This window comes from Nostoc sp. DSM 114159, from assembly GCF_053470285.1.
The window spans coordinates 6,816,338-6,831,528 of record NZ_JBPFEH010000001.1 but is presented as its reverse complement, the minus strand read 5'-3'; the positions used below and the strand labels follow the sequence as shown (position 1 = coordinate 6,831,528).

13 protein-coding genes are annotated in these 15,191 nt (G+C 40.2%); 3 read left to right on the top strand and 10 right to left on the bottom strand.

Features of this window, described 5'->3' with window-relative positions:
* The first annotated feature begins 751 nt into the window (after positions 1 to 751).
* The 3 genes from ACR5KR_RS28855 (at position 752) to ACR5KR_RS28845 (ending at position 3,746) form a co-directional block, all read left to right on the top strand.
* Positions 752 to 1,429, top strand: a complete 678-nt coding sequence (locus ACR5KR_RS28855) for a hypothetical protein (protein WP_448268898.1) — start codon at positions 752 to 754, stop codon at positions 1,427 to 1,429.
* A 364-nt stretch (positions 1,430 to 1,793) separates the two neighbouring features.
* Entirely contained in the window at positions 1,794 to 2,723 is a 930-nt protein-coding gene (gene modA / locus ACR5KR_RS28850) for a molybdate ABC transporter substrate-binding protein (protein ID WP_448268897.1), read from the top strand.
* Between the two features lie 39 nt (positions 2,724 to 2,762).
* Positions 2,763 to 3,746, top strand: coding sequence for a substrate-binding domain-containing protein (locus ACR5KR_RS28845; protein ID WP_448268895.1), 984 nt, complete (start codon positions 2,763 to 2,765; stop codon positions 3,744 to 3,746).
* Between the two features lie 333 nt (positions 3,747 to 4,079).
* Here the strand turns inward: ACR5KR_RS28845 and ACR5KR_RS28840 are convergent, their stop codons facing one another.
* The 10 genes from ACR5KR_RS28840 to ACR5KR_RS28795 all read right to left on the bottom strand — a co-directional run bounded on the left by ACR5KR_RS28840 (position 4,080) and on the right by ACR5KR_RS28795 (position 14,891).
* The gene (locus tag ACR5KR_RS28840) at positions 4,080 to 5,111 is read right to left on the bottom strand and encodes a DUF2817 domain-containing protein (protein ID WP_445628650.1); all 1,032 of its coding nucleotides are present in this window, start codon (positions 5,109 to 5,111) and stop codon (positions 4,080 to 4,082) included.
* Positions 5,112 to 6,212, bottom strand: a complete 1,101-nt coding sequence (locus ACR5KR_RS28835; RefSeq protein WP_448268894.1) for an amino acid kinase family protein — start codon at positions 6,210 to 6,212, stop codon at positions 5,112 to 5,114. It abuts the gene before it with no gap.
* Between the two features lies 1 nt (position 6,213).
* Positions 6,214 to 7,251 carry an aspartate-semialdehyde dehydrogenase gene (locus ACR5KR_RS28830; RefSeq protein ID WP_448268893.1) on the bottom strand — a complete coding sequence of 346 codons (1,038 nt, stop codon included), beginning with the start codon at positions 7,249 to 7,251 and terminating at the stop codon, positions 6,214 to 6,216.
* Between the two features lie 67 nt (positions 7,252 to 7,318).
* Positions 7,319 to 8,218 carry a DMT family transporter gene (locus tag ACR5KR_RS28825; protein WP_448268891.1) on the bottom strand — a complete coding sequence of 300 codons (900 nt, stop codon included), beginning with the start codon at positions 8,216 to 8,218 and terminating at the stop codon, positions 7,319 to 7,321.
* A gap of 29 nt (positions 8,219 to 8,247) precedes the next feature.
* A complete protein-coding gene (locus ACR5KR_RS28820; RefSeq protein WP_448268890.1) occupies positions 8,248 to 9,042 on the bottom strand; it encodes a methyltransferase domain-containing protein in 795 nt (264 codons plus the stop codon).
* A 70-nt stretch (positions 9,043 to 9,112) separates the two neighbouring features.
* Positions 9,113 to 9,601 (bottom strand): GNAT family N-acetyltransferase, encoded by a 489-nt coding sequence (locus ACR5KR_RS28815; protein ID WP_448268889.1) that lies wholly within the window; start codon positions 9,599 to 9,601, stop codon positions 9,113 to 9,115.
* Positions 9,602 to 9,730: 129 nt separating this feature from the next.
* Entirely contained in the window at positions 9,731 to 11,161 is a 1,431-nt protein-coding gene (locus ACR5KR_RS28810) for an NAD-dependent succinate-semialdehyde dehydrogenase (protein WP_448268888.1), read from the bottom strand.
* 76 nt (positions 11,162 to 11,237) lie between these two features.
* A complete protein-coding gene (locus ACR5KR_RS28805) occupies positions 11,238 to 12,290 on the bottom strand; it encodes a hypothetical protein (RefSeq protein WP_448268887.1) in 1,053 nt (350 codons plus the stop codon).
* 1,347 nt (positions 12,291 to 13,637) lie between these two features.
* Entirely contained in the window at positions 13,638 to 14,093 is a 456-nt protein-coding gene (locus ACR5KR_RS28800) for a hypothetical protein (protein ID WP_448268886.1), read from the bottom strand.
* Positions 14,094 to 14,135: 42 nt separating this feature from the next.
* Positions 14,136 to 14,891: an SDR family NAD(P)-dependent oxidoreductase gene (locus ACR5KR_RS28795; RefSeq protein WP_445628641.1), complete on the bottom strand. Its 756-nt coding sequence runs from the start codon at positions 14,889 to 14,891 to the stop codon at positions 14,136 to 14,138.
* Between the last annotated feature and the right edge of the window lie 300 nt (positions 14,892 to 15,191).

Genomic DNA, 15,191 nt, shown 5'->3' with positions numbered 1-15,191 from the left:
AAACGCAGGAGTTGAGCCAGAAAGAACAGTGCTTAGGCAAGACTTAGAAGGGAAGTAAGTGTGCGTTTTACGAAGCTCTTAAGCAGTTGATAAAATAGAGCGATATAGCCATCTATCGCTCTATTCACTGCACCATGAATTGTAGCATTTATTTGGTTTATTGGTTGTATACACGGAGTAGTCTAGTTGCTCTATGGTTTTGCTTCAACTATAGTGTCGGGACAACTACAACCCTTCCCCATAACTCGGACAGTTTTCCAATTTACAGGTGAGTCTCACTTATAAAGAGTTTATTAACTTGATAGTTACCTATTTATAAGGTAAATAACCACAGTTTAGTTTATATACAATATTAAGCTGAACTATTTTAAAAAGAAATAAAAATTAATTTTGTTGGTGTTTGATTACTATATTAGTTGGTATTTTACTCAATAAGTTGGTATTATCTTCATTAGATTGCACAGATATACTTATCCATTTGGAAAAACGCAAATCTAACAAGAGGTTTGCGGCTAACTTTGGCGTTAGGATTTATTAGTTTTTAATAACTCATATTAAAAACTAGCTATTTAGTAGCGTTTGGTAAGGAGTTGAAAGTTTAACGATAGAACCGTTTTTATTTTTATCTAACAGAATTTATTGTCAAATTGCTCAATTTTGGCGATAACGATACTAATTTTTGGTGAGCAAACAGCTTTGAGCAAAACTATCTAATTCTTTGAATATTCAATAGTAAACGGAGAAATGTTTTATGCGTTTTACCCGCCAAATACCCATTGCGTCTCTAATGCTATCGATACTGGTTTTATGGCAGCCTACTTTAGCTGACTCAAAGAGCGATCTTCCCTGGGGTCGAGAAGAAAAAATACCTTCTGTCTGGGATAAAAATAAGTGTCTTGGAGGTTCTTCGCAAAGTTTTCGCTTGGGTGGAGAACTCAAGAATCCAGCCACTTATAACTTGCAAAAACTGCGAAATTTACAAGATGCTTTAAAAAAACAAAATCCAGCATTAGTTACTGAAATCACTGTGAGCTTTCAAACCGGCTCAGGGCCACGAACAGAAACATACTATGGAGTCCCCCTATGGGAATTGATTAATAATCCGAAAGCCGGAGGTGGTCTAAAACCTGGGAATTCTGGGGTGAATAGTAAAAACTCTTTTCTGAGGCAATATGTTCTAGTTGACGCCACAGATTGCTATGGTGCAGTCGTAGCTATTGGTGAAATTCAACCTAATTTTGAAGCGAAAACAGTGCTAGTTGCATTTGAAAAAAAAGGTAGTAATGGTAAAGTAGTGCCTTTAACAGATGAAGGATTTGCTCGTTTAGTAGTTCCAGGTGACAAAGCTGGAGGCCGTTACGTTAGTAATGTGACAAATATCGTCATATTATCTGCTCCTCCTTCTCCTTTGAAACCAAAATATTTTTGATATACAGACTAAGATTATCAGTCTCAATAATATCAGCAATAACTTCTGGAGACATTTGTCAATCTATTGAGTATGACTGGCGTAAAACAAGTTTTACGCCCACTATATCTTCAATAATTAACAAAGCTCAATACGGTTTGGATAAGCTGTTGAGGCAGGGAAGGAAAAAGAGTTATTAAGCAATAATTCTTTCTCAAGAACTGCTCAATAACTGCTTGCCTTAACTGATAACTTTCTTAACCGAAGATTGTAAGTAACAAAGTCAACATTTGTCTATATAAAGTAATTGACATTTTTCCAACTAAGTTGGTAATATTAGCTTTGAGGATAAAATACCCAAAAACTTGAAGATTTTAGCGAACAGATGAAAAAATATTTTTTGACAGGTTCTTTGGCAGCTTGTGCCTTTAGTGTTCTGATACCAAATCAAGCTTTTGCAGCTAATCTCAACTTATATGGAGCAGGTAGTTTAAGAAATGCACTAACGGAAGTCAGCCAAGACTTCACCGAAGAAACAGGAATAGGAACGAATACAGTATTTGGACCATCAGGGATTAGAGAACAAGCAATAGAAACAGAACTCCAACTGGGACAACCTACTGCTGATGTCTTTGCTAGTGCAGATATTGGAAATCCCCAAAAACTCTACAGTAAGGGGTTGAGCAGTCAGCCAGTGGAATTTACTCAAAACCAGATTGTAGCGGTGTTTTCATCAAAGTATTCCCAGGCAAAAATTACACCAAATCAGGTGTTAGATTACTTACTAAATCCCAACATTAAGTTGGGAATTGCAACACCTATATTAGATCCTCTTGGAGACTATACTCAACAGATATTTACTCAAGCTAATTCAAAAAAACCTGGTAGTTTTGATACCCTCAATAGTAAAGCCTTGCAATTAACAGGTGGAAGGAATTCCCCAATAGTCCCATCAGGACAAGACAGCTTAGTATATTTTCTAGACAAAACTCAGCAAGCAGATGTTTTCTTAAGTTACTATACTGGCGCGATCGCATCGCAAAAAATTGATCCGAGCCTGCAAGTAGTTGGGCTACCAGATTATTTGTCTGTTGCAGCGCCATTCGGTTTAACAGTTATCAAAAATGCTGACCCAAATGCACAGAAACTAGCAGATTATATTTTGTCAGACAAAGGACAGCAAATTTTGCATAAGTATGGCTTTATTAGCCCCAGCAAATCAGTACCCGAACCCAACTATGTTTGGGGACTATTACTAGCTGCAATTATGGGTTTAGCACTCAAGAAAAAATTGGCAGAACAAACTGTTAAATAAGCTACCAAAAAATAGTACTGAACCCAAAGCTGTATAAACATGAAAAAATACTTAGTCGCTGCTTCACTAACTAGCTGCATTTTTAACATAATTGTCAGCAACAAAACTTTTGCTGCTAACATTGGAACCTCGCCTCAAACAGAACCTTCTTCAGTTGTTTTATTTGGTGCTGGCAGTTTGAGAGCAGGTCTTTCTGAAGTAGCTGATGATTTCACTAAGGAAAATGGTATTCCTGTAGAAACGAGTTTTAATCATTCTGATATCCAGCGCGATCGCATAATACAAGGAGGGGAAAAACCTGATATTTTTGCTAGTGCTGATACTGATAAACCACTCGAAGTATATGAGAAAGGTTTGGGTGGACCAGTGGTAAAGTTCGCTAGCAATCGTTTAGTTGCTGTCACTAGAGCTGATTCGTCTTTAACATCCAGTAACTTTTTGGAACAGTTACCTAATCTTCGGATAGGTACACCGCCTGACACCGATCCTTTGGGATACTATGCACAGGTCGTATATAAAAAAGCCGATCGAATCAAACCAGGGAGTTTTCAAAAGTTAAATAAAAACACTGCTTTTTTCTCACCAAACAAAATAGAGAATCTGGGTAATTCAGGGCTGATGCCACAGATAATACCACAAAACAGGAATGATTCAGGTGGTAGTATATATTATTCTTTGGAAGAAAGTCCTGAGCCAGTAGATGTCAATCTGGCATATTATACTAGCGCTTTGTTAGCATTACAAGTTCCATCTGATTCAACAAGTCTGAAGCTGGTCGAATTACCACAAAACCTAGCAGTCAAAGCTGATTATGGTTTAACAGTATTAAATGATGCCAGTTCAGATGGTCAAAAATTAGCTAATTACATTATTTCATCAAATGGACAAAAAGTACTGGCGAAATATGGATTTAGCGCCCCCTCTACTTCTATTCCTGAACCTAATACTATAGGTGGAAGTATCCTTGCAATGGGCTTAGTTTTTGCCCTTAAGAAAAAACGAGTATTTGTTTGTCACAAGTAAATAGCTAAAGTAAAAGAACACTAGGCCGAGAAAAAAAGTATTACAAAATCTAATAGCACTTGAGTTTATCCTCAACGAATTCACATTCGAGCTATTAGATACTTTAACTCTTGCTCGATTTATGGTTCAGAATTTTTTCCAAATTATCATTCAAAGCACAGAAAAATACGTCTTCATTTACGGTTGATGCTTGCATACTGCATGGCTATCCCCTGACTCTGGCTATTTCTGGTGCTTGTCTTTAAACCAGATAATTTGTTCAAGACCTTTGTTCAACAAGCATCTCTTAATTTATTCTTGTTCGGGATACCGTCTTTTGAAAAGAGCCGCACCCTAATCATTTAACATTACACAGGCTTGTTTATAAACTGTTATTGCATTTAATAAAACCTGACTACGCCATGTTAGATCGGAGGGTGAAAAGACCTCTAGCAATCGCTGCTTAGAGGGAGCAAACAAGTTTTTCTGTGCATAGTGATGCAGTCGATTCTCGTTGCGTAACGCAGCTAAAACATGGAGCATATTATAGGTGCCAAACTCACACGTAATCCCATCGTAGCGGACACCCTGAAGACGTTGAGCTAGAGCGCGGGTAAAGCCACCACGGACTAGGTAGCCACCTTTGCGATCGTAACGGCTTTTCAACCTAGAGCCAAACGCACGCTCCGCTCGTGCGACTTGCTCTGGATTAGACTCTCCTTCAAGTAGCAAAGATATCTCGCTAAACTTACCAAGACCACTGTGCAAATCAACGTGTACAATTCTCTCTCGATGACTCAGCGTTTTGTCGAGAAATAATAATAGCCGAGACAACCCAGGCTGTAACGATTTACCACCAAAGAACAAACCTTGGGGATACTCATATTGCCCAGTAACCACAGCACTTTTCACGTTCTCGTAGCCATGTTGAAGTACTGCCTTTATAACTAGCAATAAAAAGAAATCTCTTGTTGGTGGCGAAGGTGGATTCAGCAGAGGGTCGAGGAGACTATAAGTCGGATGTACGCCTTGGTACTCCTTTTCTTCTGCGAGAAAGTTACGATTCAGGTCTACGTTTGCGTTATCCACGCGTCGCAGATTTGCCATTCCCCAAGGGTTGAGTACATGCAGCCAAAGCGTAGAGATTTCAGAGTTAAGAGAAAGCAAATAAAGTTGAGCAGCACTACCAGCAAATCCCTCAATGCCGTGAAGTCCGCTACTAAAGACTAGGACGTGAGGAGACTTGGAGTCTCCCGACCAAGCCCAGTCAATAGTCAGACCATCACCAACCTCTATAGCTCCGTGTTCTAACAAATGCGTTGTTTTTCGGAAACGTTCTTGAGCTTGCGCGTAGTCTTGAGAAAACCAAGAGTAAATATCATCCATTTAATTCACATTTGATTGTGACAGTTTTGGACTTTTGCTATGTTTATACAAGCGATCGTGGATTGTTTGGCATAATGCGATCGCCTCACTAGTACTGACAATATGCCTTAGTACTAAGCTATTACCATTAAATTCACTAATTAGCAGAGAATTTCGGCGATGTGCGTCAATACCAGACTCAGCTAGGAACTTGACAGCATCAAAAAAACCGCAAGTAACTACAAGCATTGGCGTTTTTTGGTCTTCGAGTAAAATAACAGGAATATTCGCTAGTTGTAGCTTAAGTCTGGCAATCTCGAAATCTCGTTTTGACGCAAACTCTAGAACAATCGATCGAGGATCGAGTATGGTAGCCTTTGATGTCTTGCCATCACCAATTACTGTCCCAATGCGATAATCATCCCGATTATGCCGACACACGATTTGCACTCCTTTATCTTTGGCAACTTGTAGTGATTTATAGTGCAAGACTTTTGCCCCACTGAGTGAAAAGTTGATTGCGGTGTCAAAAGATACAGCTTTAAGAAGTCTAGTGTTTTGGATGAGATTCGGATCGGCGCTGTAAATGCCATTGACATCAGAAAAAATCTCGCAACTTTCAAGTTCAAGCGTCGTTGCTAGTGTCACAGCAGTAAAGTCAGAACTGTTTCTACCAAGAAATGTGGGACGATTATGGCTATCAACTGCTTGACCACCAGGAACTACTACAATATCAACTTCTGTAAGTGCTTGTTTTAAACCTGCTCCATCAATTTTTTGGATCGAAGCATGGGAAAAGTTGGAATCTGTAATAATACCTAGTTGATAGCCAGACAGTACTTTTGCAGAAATACCTGTTGCTTCGACTGCTAAACGAAGCAGATTTGCCCCGATGGTATCAGCAAGTGGAAGAAGTGAGTCAAGAGCTTCGGATGATGGATTTGTGTTGACTTCCAAAGCAAGTTTATGAAACTCATCCGTCAAACCAGCCATTGCACTAACAACTACTACAAGCTTGTCGCTATCTTGTTCAAGCCGAGATTTGAGAAATGCTGCAATGGTGTTGAAATCAGTACTACGTTGAAAGGTTGACCCACCAAACTTGAGGACACGGATTTGCATTTTAAATCACCTGCCTTTGGATCATTTCCTCAGCGATTTGGATCGCGTTTAAAGCTGCACCAATCCGAAGATTGTCAGAAACTAGCCAAAACCATCCAGCTTTGGGATTATTGGGGTCAATTCTGATGCGACCAACATGGATATAATCGGGATTATCTATGGTTCGCGGTGTTGGATAACCTTGCGTACCTTCACCGTCATAAACTGTCACTTCTGGAGCATGACGGAGTAATTCAACGATATGATTGCGATCTAAGTCGCGATCGCATTCAAAATAGACTGCTTCTGAGTGGCAGTTAATAACTGGCACTCGCACGCAAGTTGCAGAAACCTTCAAGTCAGGACGGTTGAGTATCTTCTGCGACTCCTGAAGCATTTTTTGCTCCTCTAGTGTGAAGTGGTTATCAAGAAGCACATCAATGCTGGGAATCAGATTGAAGGCCAAAGGCAGAGGAAAGCGCTCTGCTTTTGGTGGTTCTAGTGGAGTTTTGATGATTTGTAAACAACCGTTTTTGAGTTCCTCAATACCCGTGACACCTCGACCCGAAGCAGATTGATATGTACTGACAATCACCTGCTTGACGTGGTAACTTTCTTCAATCGGCTGTAAAAGGCGTACCAACGGAATTGTTGAGCAGTTGGGATTGGCGATGATTCCACTTTTAGGCCGCTCTACTAAAAGATGACGGTTTACCTGCGGTACAACAAGTGGTGTATCGGGATGCATCCGAAACGCATTTGTGTTGTCAATCACAATTGCGCCTTGCTCTACTGCCTTTCCTACCCATTCACGACTAATGGACGTTCCAGCAGCAAAGAAGGCAATGTCAACACCTGTAAAGTCAAAGTCCGCCAAATCGCAAACTTCATAATCGCGTCCACCCTGAGTTAAGCAACGACCGACTGAGCGCGATGAAGCGACTAAATGCAAGTTTGAATACTTAAAAGAGCGCTCCTCAAACAGCGACAAGAAAGTAGTACCGACGATACCTGTCGCTCCGACAATCGCGATACTAGGATTTTTCTGAACAATTGGCATGGCTTTCTCCCTAAAAACTTTGTAGTGGATAAGATTTTAAGTTCAACATCCACAGTTGTTGATTAGCTCACATCTTTGAAGCCAGGTTAGTTGGTAATAATGACCAGTTTAAATTCACAGCAAGGCTGGCGAGTACGATGAGTGCAACGCCGATTCCCTGTATTGGCTCTAAGATATGCCCGTAGATGACGTAATCACTAAGCATCGCACTAGCCGGATTAGCAAAAGTAAGAACTGCGATCGCTGATGTTGTCAGCTTTTGGTAGGATGAATACATCAAAATGTATACAATACCAGTGTGAATTACACCTAACCCCAGCAAGTAGTACCAGTGGTTGCCAAAAAGAGGAACTTTTTCAAGAGACGTGAATGGTAGAACCAAAAATATTCCCAGTGTCAAATGAATCAGGACGATGAGGTGGGGACGCACACCCTCAAGACACTTGACAAGGAGGGTAGTCAGAGCATAAAAGATAGCTGCAAGTAGAGCAAATAATATACCAATAATATAAGAACTGTGGAAGGACACCATAGTGAACCGCAGTTTAGTAACCAGCACTAATCCTAAAAATGCGATCGCAATCCAGCCAATTTTGTTTTTGGAAATAGTAGTCTTAAATATTAAGCTACCTAGTATAACCACAAAAAAAGGCTGAGTATGAAAGACTGTTGTCCCTAGTGCGATTGAGATTAGCGAGAAAGATTTGAAAATTAATGTCCAATTTAAAATCAGCGATACACCACTAAGTAGAGCCAGTGTTAGTAGTCGTAAGGTTAAATTGTGTTGCTTAAAATATCCTTTAAAATAGCAAAACAAACTTAAGAAAATTGCTCCGAATATACAGCGATAAAATACAACATTAAAAATTGCTTGATGCGATTCCTTAAAAAATACGCCAACTGTTCCTGACACAAGCATAGCAACGGTCAGTTCAATAGTCCCATTAGAAAATTTTTCCTTTTTCATCTTTAAATAAGACTAAAAATATTCAACTTTTACTTGTACCCCCAAACCTGGAATAATCTAGCAAAGACTATGATACTTTCTGGCTTTTCAATAAATTGACCTAGCTCTGCTAAAATAGAATCTATCTCCTTTGGTGAGGCAAGCTTTTCGAAAATAATTGCTTCTTTAATATTCAGCAGTGTTATTTGGGGAATTATTTTTTCTGAAAGTTTTGTAAATATTGGTTGTACTAAATTCACTTGAATATTTTTAAACCCTGACTCTCTCAAAATTTTAGGAATTTTAGCTCCCAGATCAACATTTCCACCTCTTCGATCAATTACCTGGCGGTGTAGTTCAAGATATCTTGCAAAAGCCTGGGATTCTGGATGACAGTAATATCCAGAAAAGTCTGTTTCTTCAACTATAGCAACTCCCCCAGGCTTTAAAGCATGATACATTTTTGTAGTCACTATTCCGGGATTTGTTAAATGTGCTAGTAAAAACCGAGAATAAGTCAGATCGTATTGTGATTCTTCATCGAGATCAAAAGCATTTAATGCTCTTAATTGAATATTAGTAAATTCCTGTTGAAATTCTTCTTGAATCAACTGGATAATACTACTATCCATATCGATGCCAATGACTTTACCTTTTTCTCCTATTAATTTAGCTATCTCTATAGTTACATCACCACCTCCACATCCCACGTCTAGACAGTGCATTCCTTCACTAACTCCAACGTTTTTTAAAAGATTTAGTGTAGTTTGTTGCACCACTTCTGCTAGTACTTTTAGACGGTCTTTACCCTTTTGACCTCCGGAAATAACATAATTGCTTTTCATTTCGCTGTCCTCTCATTATGTCAACAATATTTAATATTTCGGATGATTCATCAAAAATTATTTAGAGTATTTAGATTGAAAATGCAAAACCGTACATTTGAGTTTGATTAACATCATTCATTTGGCGTGTATCAAGTTGGGTAAAGCCAAATTGATTATAGAGACGATGACCTTGGGTAAATTGAGTAAAAGACCATAGTTCTATATGAGTTTTTCCCTGTAATTGTGCCCAGTCAACCGCAGTTTTAAGTAATTGGTAGCCTAAACCAAGACCTCGAAAATCCCGTTTAAGATAAAGCCTGACGATTTCAGCTTCTGAAGATTTGATTATTTTTACACCTACAGTCCCAATAATTTCTTCTTGCACTAATAGAACAAAGAAAGCAGCAGATTTTTGATTGTATTTTTGCTCAAAATCTAAAATATCTGGGATTTCTTGAGAAACATCAAATACAAGACCATGCTCAATATAAACCTCACGCATAATATTGATTATGCTAGAAACATCATTATGAGTGGCTAAACGAATTTTGGAATTAATAGTTGGTTTTGTTGACATAGATAGTTATATAGGACTCGTATTTGATTGCGTGAAAAAACTCAGTACACATTTCTTCTTCCCTGTTCCCTATTCCCTATTCCCTATTCCCTCCCTACGCAAATAATTTCTCCGAATCAAAGCGGATTCCTATAAGACCTTTTGACTGAGCAACTTGAGGTTAAGAAAAGCTTCGAGTCCTCCAGTTCCGCCTTCATATCCATAGCCACTGTCTTTAATACCTCCCACTGGTGCATTAGGAGGCACTCCACTCAGTTGATTGATGCCGACATTACCTACTTCTAAAGCCCTAGCGGCAGCCTCTGCTACTACAGGCGAACTAGTAAATACGTAAGCTGCAAGTCCATAAGGATTATTATTTGCTCGATGAATTACTTCATCAAAATCAGCAAAAGGTGCGATGGGGATGACCGGGCCGAATGGTTCCTCATTCATAATGGCTGCATCGTCTGGAACTTCAGTCAGTACTGTAGGCAAAAAGAAATATCCTGGTCTTGGCAGCCTTTTTCCTCCAGTTACCACACACCCGCCTTTAACTACTGCATCAGCAACTAAGCGTTCCATTGCTGCAATTCGACGGGGGTTTGCCATTGGTCCCATATCAGTGTTCTCGTCCATCCCATCACCGACGCGAATATTTTGTACAAGTTCTGTAAACCGTTTGAGGAATGGTTCATAGAGAGTTTCATGCACATAAATTCGGCTAGGTGCATTGCAACTTTGACCAGAGCCTTTAAACTTGTAAGCAGCGATCGCTTCAGCAGCAGCATCAATATCTGCATCTGCAAAGACGATCGCTGGTGCATGACCGCCAAGTTCCAGGGTACAGCGTACTAGATTATCTGTAGCTAGCTTTGCCAACTGTTTCCCGACTACTGTCGAACCCGTGAAAGAAAGCTTCCTGATAATTGGTGAAGCCAGCAGGTGTTTAGAAATCACTGGTGGATCGCCAAAAACTAAATTGACTACACCAGGTGGCAATCCGGCATCAATTAATGCCGTTGCGATCGCTACAGCTGAACTTGGTGTTTCTTCCGCAGCCTTGAGAATTATTGTGCAGCCAGCAGCAAGTGCTGGTGCTATTTTTCGGGCAGAAACAACTGCTGGATAGTTCCACGGCGTAAAGGCAGCGACAACACCAATTGGTTCAGGTACGATAAACCTGTGATAGTCTGTCACAGGAAAACTACGGCACTCCAAAATTCGTTCTGCTTCTTTGGCGTTCCAAGCAATGGTTTCGGTTGCTCGGATCAATTCTTGGCGGGATTCGCTTACTGGCTTACCTTGTTCGCAGGTAAGCAAGAGTGCGGCAGCATCAATACGGTCATAGAGTAATGTCGCTGCCCGCTCTAATATCTTCACACGAGTACTTACTGGTGTATCACGCCAAGTTAAAAAGCTTTTTTGGGCAGCAGCGAGTGCTCGGTCAAGATCGGTTTGACTTGCATAAGCTACCCGTCCTATTACCTGTTCGTTAGCTGGATTGATTAATTCCCCAAAACGATTATCGCTGCTATTACACCAGTTGCCGTCAATTAACAAACCAAACTCTTGATTCATAAAAGAGTTTTATGGGTAGTAGTATCATTAGTTCGACAGAAACGCAAACATACTTACACATTTAAATTACAGTGCATTATTTTGTTGCTAAAAGCGTTGCTGGCTTGCCAACAAGTGCCTCTCCATTCCGACCCAGTACTTGGGTATCTGGGCAGATCAGGATCAGAGCATATTGAGTATAAGGTGTCAAACCGATTCCTAAATGGAACACCCCGTTACTGCCGCCATAAGTTTCGTTCATACCAAAATTACCAGGTAGAAGTTCGTGAGCGGTATTAATGCCAAACCCCATTTCCCAAATAATCCGGTAACGGGAATCTAACATAAACATATTATTGAGCATATCAACTGCTGGTTGAGCTTCTGGATGAGATGCTCGTAACTCTGTAATCAGACCGTTTTTAACTGTAGCAATGACTGCGCGATCGCGCATACACTCAAGCCCTTTGTAAATTCGCGCCCGATCTTCAGGTAAAAAGGAAACTGTTCCTGAGTGGACTGTAGGCTGACCTTGCAATGCAATCTCACCGTTCACTGCTAATCTGAGGTTGGCGTTAAATCGCATAATGTCATCAGGTAGAGCGCTGAGTTCTCCTCCTGGGGCAATTTGCTGCTCTCCCCATTCGATAAATCCTGCCTGCTGGTTCCATTCATAGCTCTCATCTAGGTGTTCAAAAATTGCTTTAGTACCTTGAGCTTCGTTGATAATTTCCAGATACTCACTATTCCTTCCCAAATCAAAAAAGCGTTCTGCAAAGGCTTCTAGTTTTTCCGGATCGGTGCGCTCCATGATTCCCAAAAAATGCTGAATCGCTAATAATGGCGTTGGTGTGGAATTGCAAGGCATGACAACTAGTTTGCGCTGTCCCAGCTTTTCGGGTGCAGGAGACTCAAAGAAGTATTGGGGAGAAATCACAAGAATATGGGCTGGCTCAGGAATACTCTCGTCAAACAACTCTTCAAGCGATCGCTCTGCATCGTAAGGCACAATTTTTGTAGAAGTATAGCCGCTATCTTCTACAATTTGAAACTGGTTTACTAAAGAGGAGTTGGTAACAAGGCAGAAATGACTATCTTCGCTAGCTCCAAATTGACGAAGGCGTTGTGGACGGATGAGTATAGTTTCCATGTTGATAATATCCGTAAATAGAAAATGTTGATTCTTTACAGAATTTTTTTAAAAACAACTTAAAATACTATGTTTTGTGGTTATTACTATATCTGCACTCAAATTAACAAGTGTATATGAACTTCGATTGATTCTGAAAATCTATTATTTCATCATCTACAATTTTTTTGCTATAAAAAAATGTTATTTGAATAAATAGGAGGGGTAAATCCCCCCTATCTATTAGGCTGTTATCCAATTAAATTACATCTTGTAGAACTCAGATTTATTAAATATTCTGAATTCTTGAGATTTATTTAACAACCTCTTACAAATGCAACTTAAATGCTAACTGGCTTAATCAAAAAAGATTAGCCTAACAATGTGCCAAGGTAACGACCGTTCTTGTTTACTTTCTTCATGGTTATTTCTCCATTCTGGTTAACGTTTGTTGTTGAGGGCTATTTAAAAACCCGGAAATACAAATTGAGCAGTAGTTAGCTAATCCAAAAAGATTAACCTAACAATGTGCCAAGGTAACGACCATTCTTGTTTACTTTCTTCATGGTTATGACTCTATTTTGGTTAATGTTTATCTGCTTGTACAAGCTAAATTGAACATACAACTATTTTCTGAAAAACACAAGCCATAAATAAATATTTTTTAATTTTTAAAACTTGAAAATTAAGATAATTTCAACCAATACAAATAGAACGATTTTTAAACAGCGACAATAATTATTAATACGCTGTTTTATATCGTCTAAGCAATGAATAAAATATATGGTTTTTTCAGCAACTAGTAGTTCGCCAAGGAAACTTGGCTCTTTTAAGGGGGAAAGGGACTCATATGTTTACTTCTTTAACCTTTAATATGAACTTCTTTTCCCAGCCCTCACCTAACAATTTTGGGTTGGCAGACTACTAGTTAAAAAGGTAAGAATTCAGCACCCAGGAGTCAGAAGTCAGAATTTAAAAGCAATGAGCGCATAATTCGTCTATTGACCGAGAAGAATTTGACTAAATTTTTCAACATTCTGGCTCCTGAATTCTTACTTAAAAAGTTCATTTTTTTCACCAATTACTTCCTTAAAAAAATACAAACAATGGCTAAATATTTGCCTTTTTGTCTGAATCAAAGAGCTTTATTGAGCTAATGCAGATATATAACAGTTATTGCTCGCTACAGCGGTAAGTATCCTATTTTGATTAAGAACGTTGCCGATCGTGCAAACTGAAAGTCCGCATTACAAACCAATGCCGATCAATTATCTGTGCGGTATATACTGCACTAAGGCTTGAATAAAGGTGCGTGTAAAAGCAAGTCCAAGTCTAAAAACATTGACACTTTTGATTTAGATCGACTAATTAGGACTGAGAATTCTGTTCTTCAATCGAAACGACTGGTGTCCAAGCTCGTAAACGTCGTTCTTGTCGCGATCGCATAGTCTCTCCATCGTAGTCCACAGTTACTGAATCTTGAGAGACTAACTGAGCGCAATCTAGGACATTGACATTGATGGTGGCAAAGGACTGCTGTGTTTCATTCTGTATGAGAGCGGCAACATAAATGCCGCAGCAACCGCAAATTAGGAAGTCGGCTGTGTGCATACCAAAGCGATAACGAATGACTTGCTCAGGATTGATAATCTGAATTTGCAAGTCTCCATTGGGATCTGAGGTACTACGTGTGCCGTGTTTCCGACAGAAGGAACAAGCGCACGTCCGGACAGCTAATCGGTTTGGAGTCTGTGTGCTGTTAAATATAAGTTTGAGGTTGCCACAGTGACATCCGCCTCGAAGCGGAAAGTGTTGACTATCCATCTAACTTTCATCCCTATACTTGCTGTCAGCAGCCTGCAACCTTCAACGGACGTAACTCGCCCCATTCACATCAATGGTAGCGCCTGTCACATGACGTGCCAAATCTGATGCTAGAAAAATTACAACGTTAGCAATATCCTGTGGCATTGCCATTTCTCCTAGTGGTGTCTGGGAGATAGCAGCTGACTCACCATAGCTATCGAAGTACTCGGCGTTGAGTTCTGTACGGACAAATCCAGGAGCGATCGCATAAACTAGGATATTCTTATCGGCAAATCCACGAGCAATTGTACGAGACAGAGCAAGCATTCCTCCTTTCGATGCTGCGTAGTGCGTATAGTCAGGCAAGTCACCTCGGAATCCTGCTCTGCTGGCAATGTTAATAATCTTTCCACCACCTTGCTGTTTAAAGTGATGGATAGCCTCACGACACAGGGATGCCGGAGCAACTAGGTTAATATTGAGTGTACGTATCCAAGAAGTATGCCAGTCCTCAAAATCACCTTCGATAAGTGCTTTTTCATACACTCCTGCATTGTTCACAAGTACATCAATGCCATCTCGCCAGTCAGTTGCACGCTCCCATAGATATGGTACAGCCGTGACATCAGCCAGATCGCAAACAACTACGTGACAGCGCTCAGAGCCTAAATCAGCTTGTAAAACATCAAGTTGTTCTGTAAGTACATCGTTAACTACTACATAACCACCGGCAGCTACAACAGCGCGTGCAGATGCCTCGCCTATACCACGAGCCGCTCCTGTAATGAGTACTACTTTTCCTGTGAGGTCAATCATAGTTACCCTCCCCAAAATCTAGACAACATAGCAAGCTTTGTCAAAATAATTCGTAATACCGCTCTCTATGAGACGCTCTTGCTAGCTTGGTTCTTTGCAAAAGTACGCGGACTCGCTATCGCGACGCTAACGTAATTTGTAGTTGCAAGACGCTCGCGGACTCGCTCTAAGCGAAGCCATGCCGTTGGCGCAGCCTCTCGTAGAGAAGGCTTTACGCTGCGCTATCAGTGGGGCTGCTGAACCCTCCACTGTCTTGTTGACCACTAAATTTTTGATGAACGTGTTGGCTTTGTAGCCTTT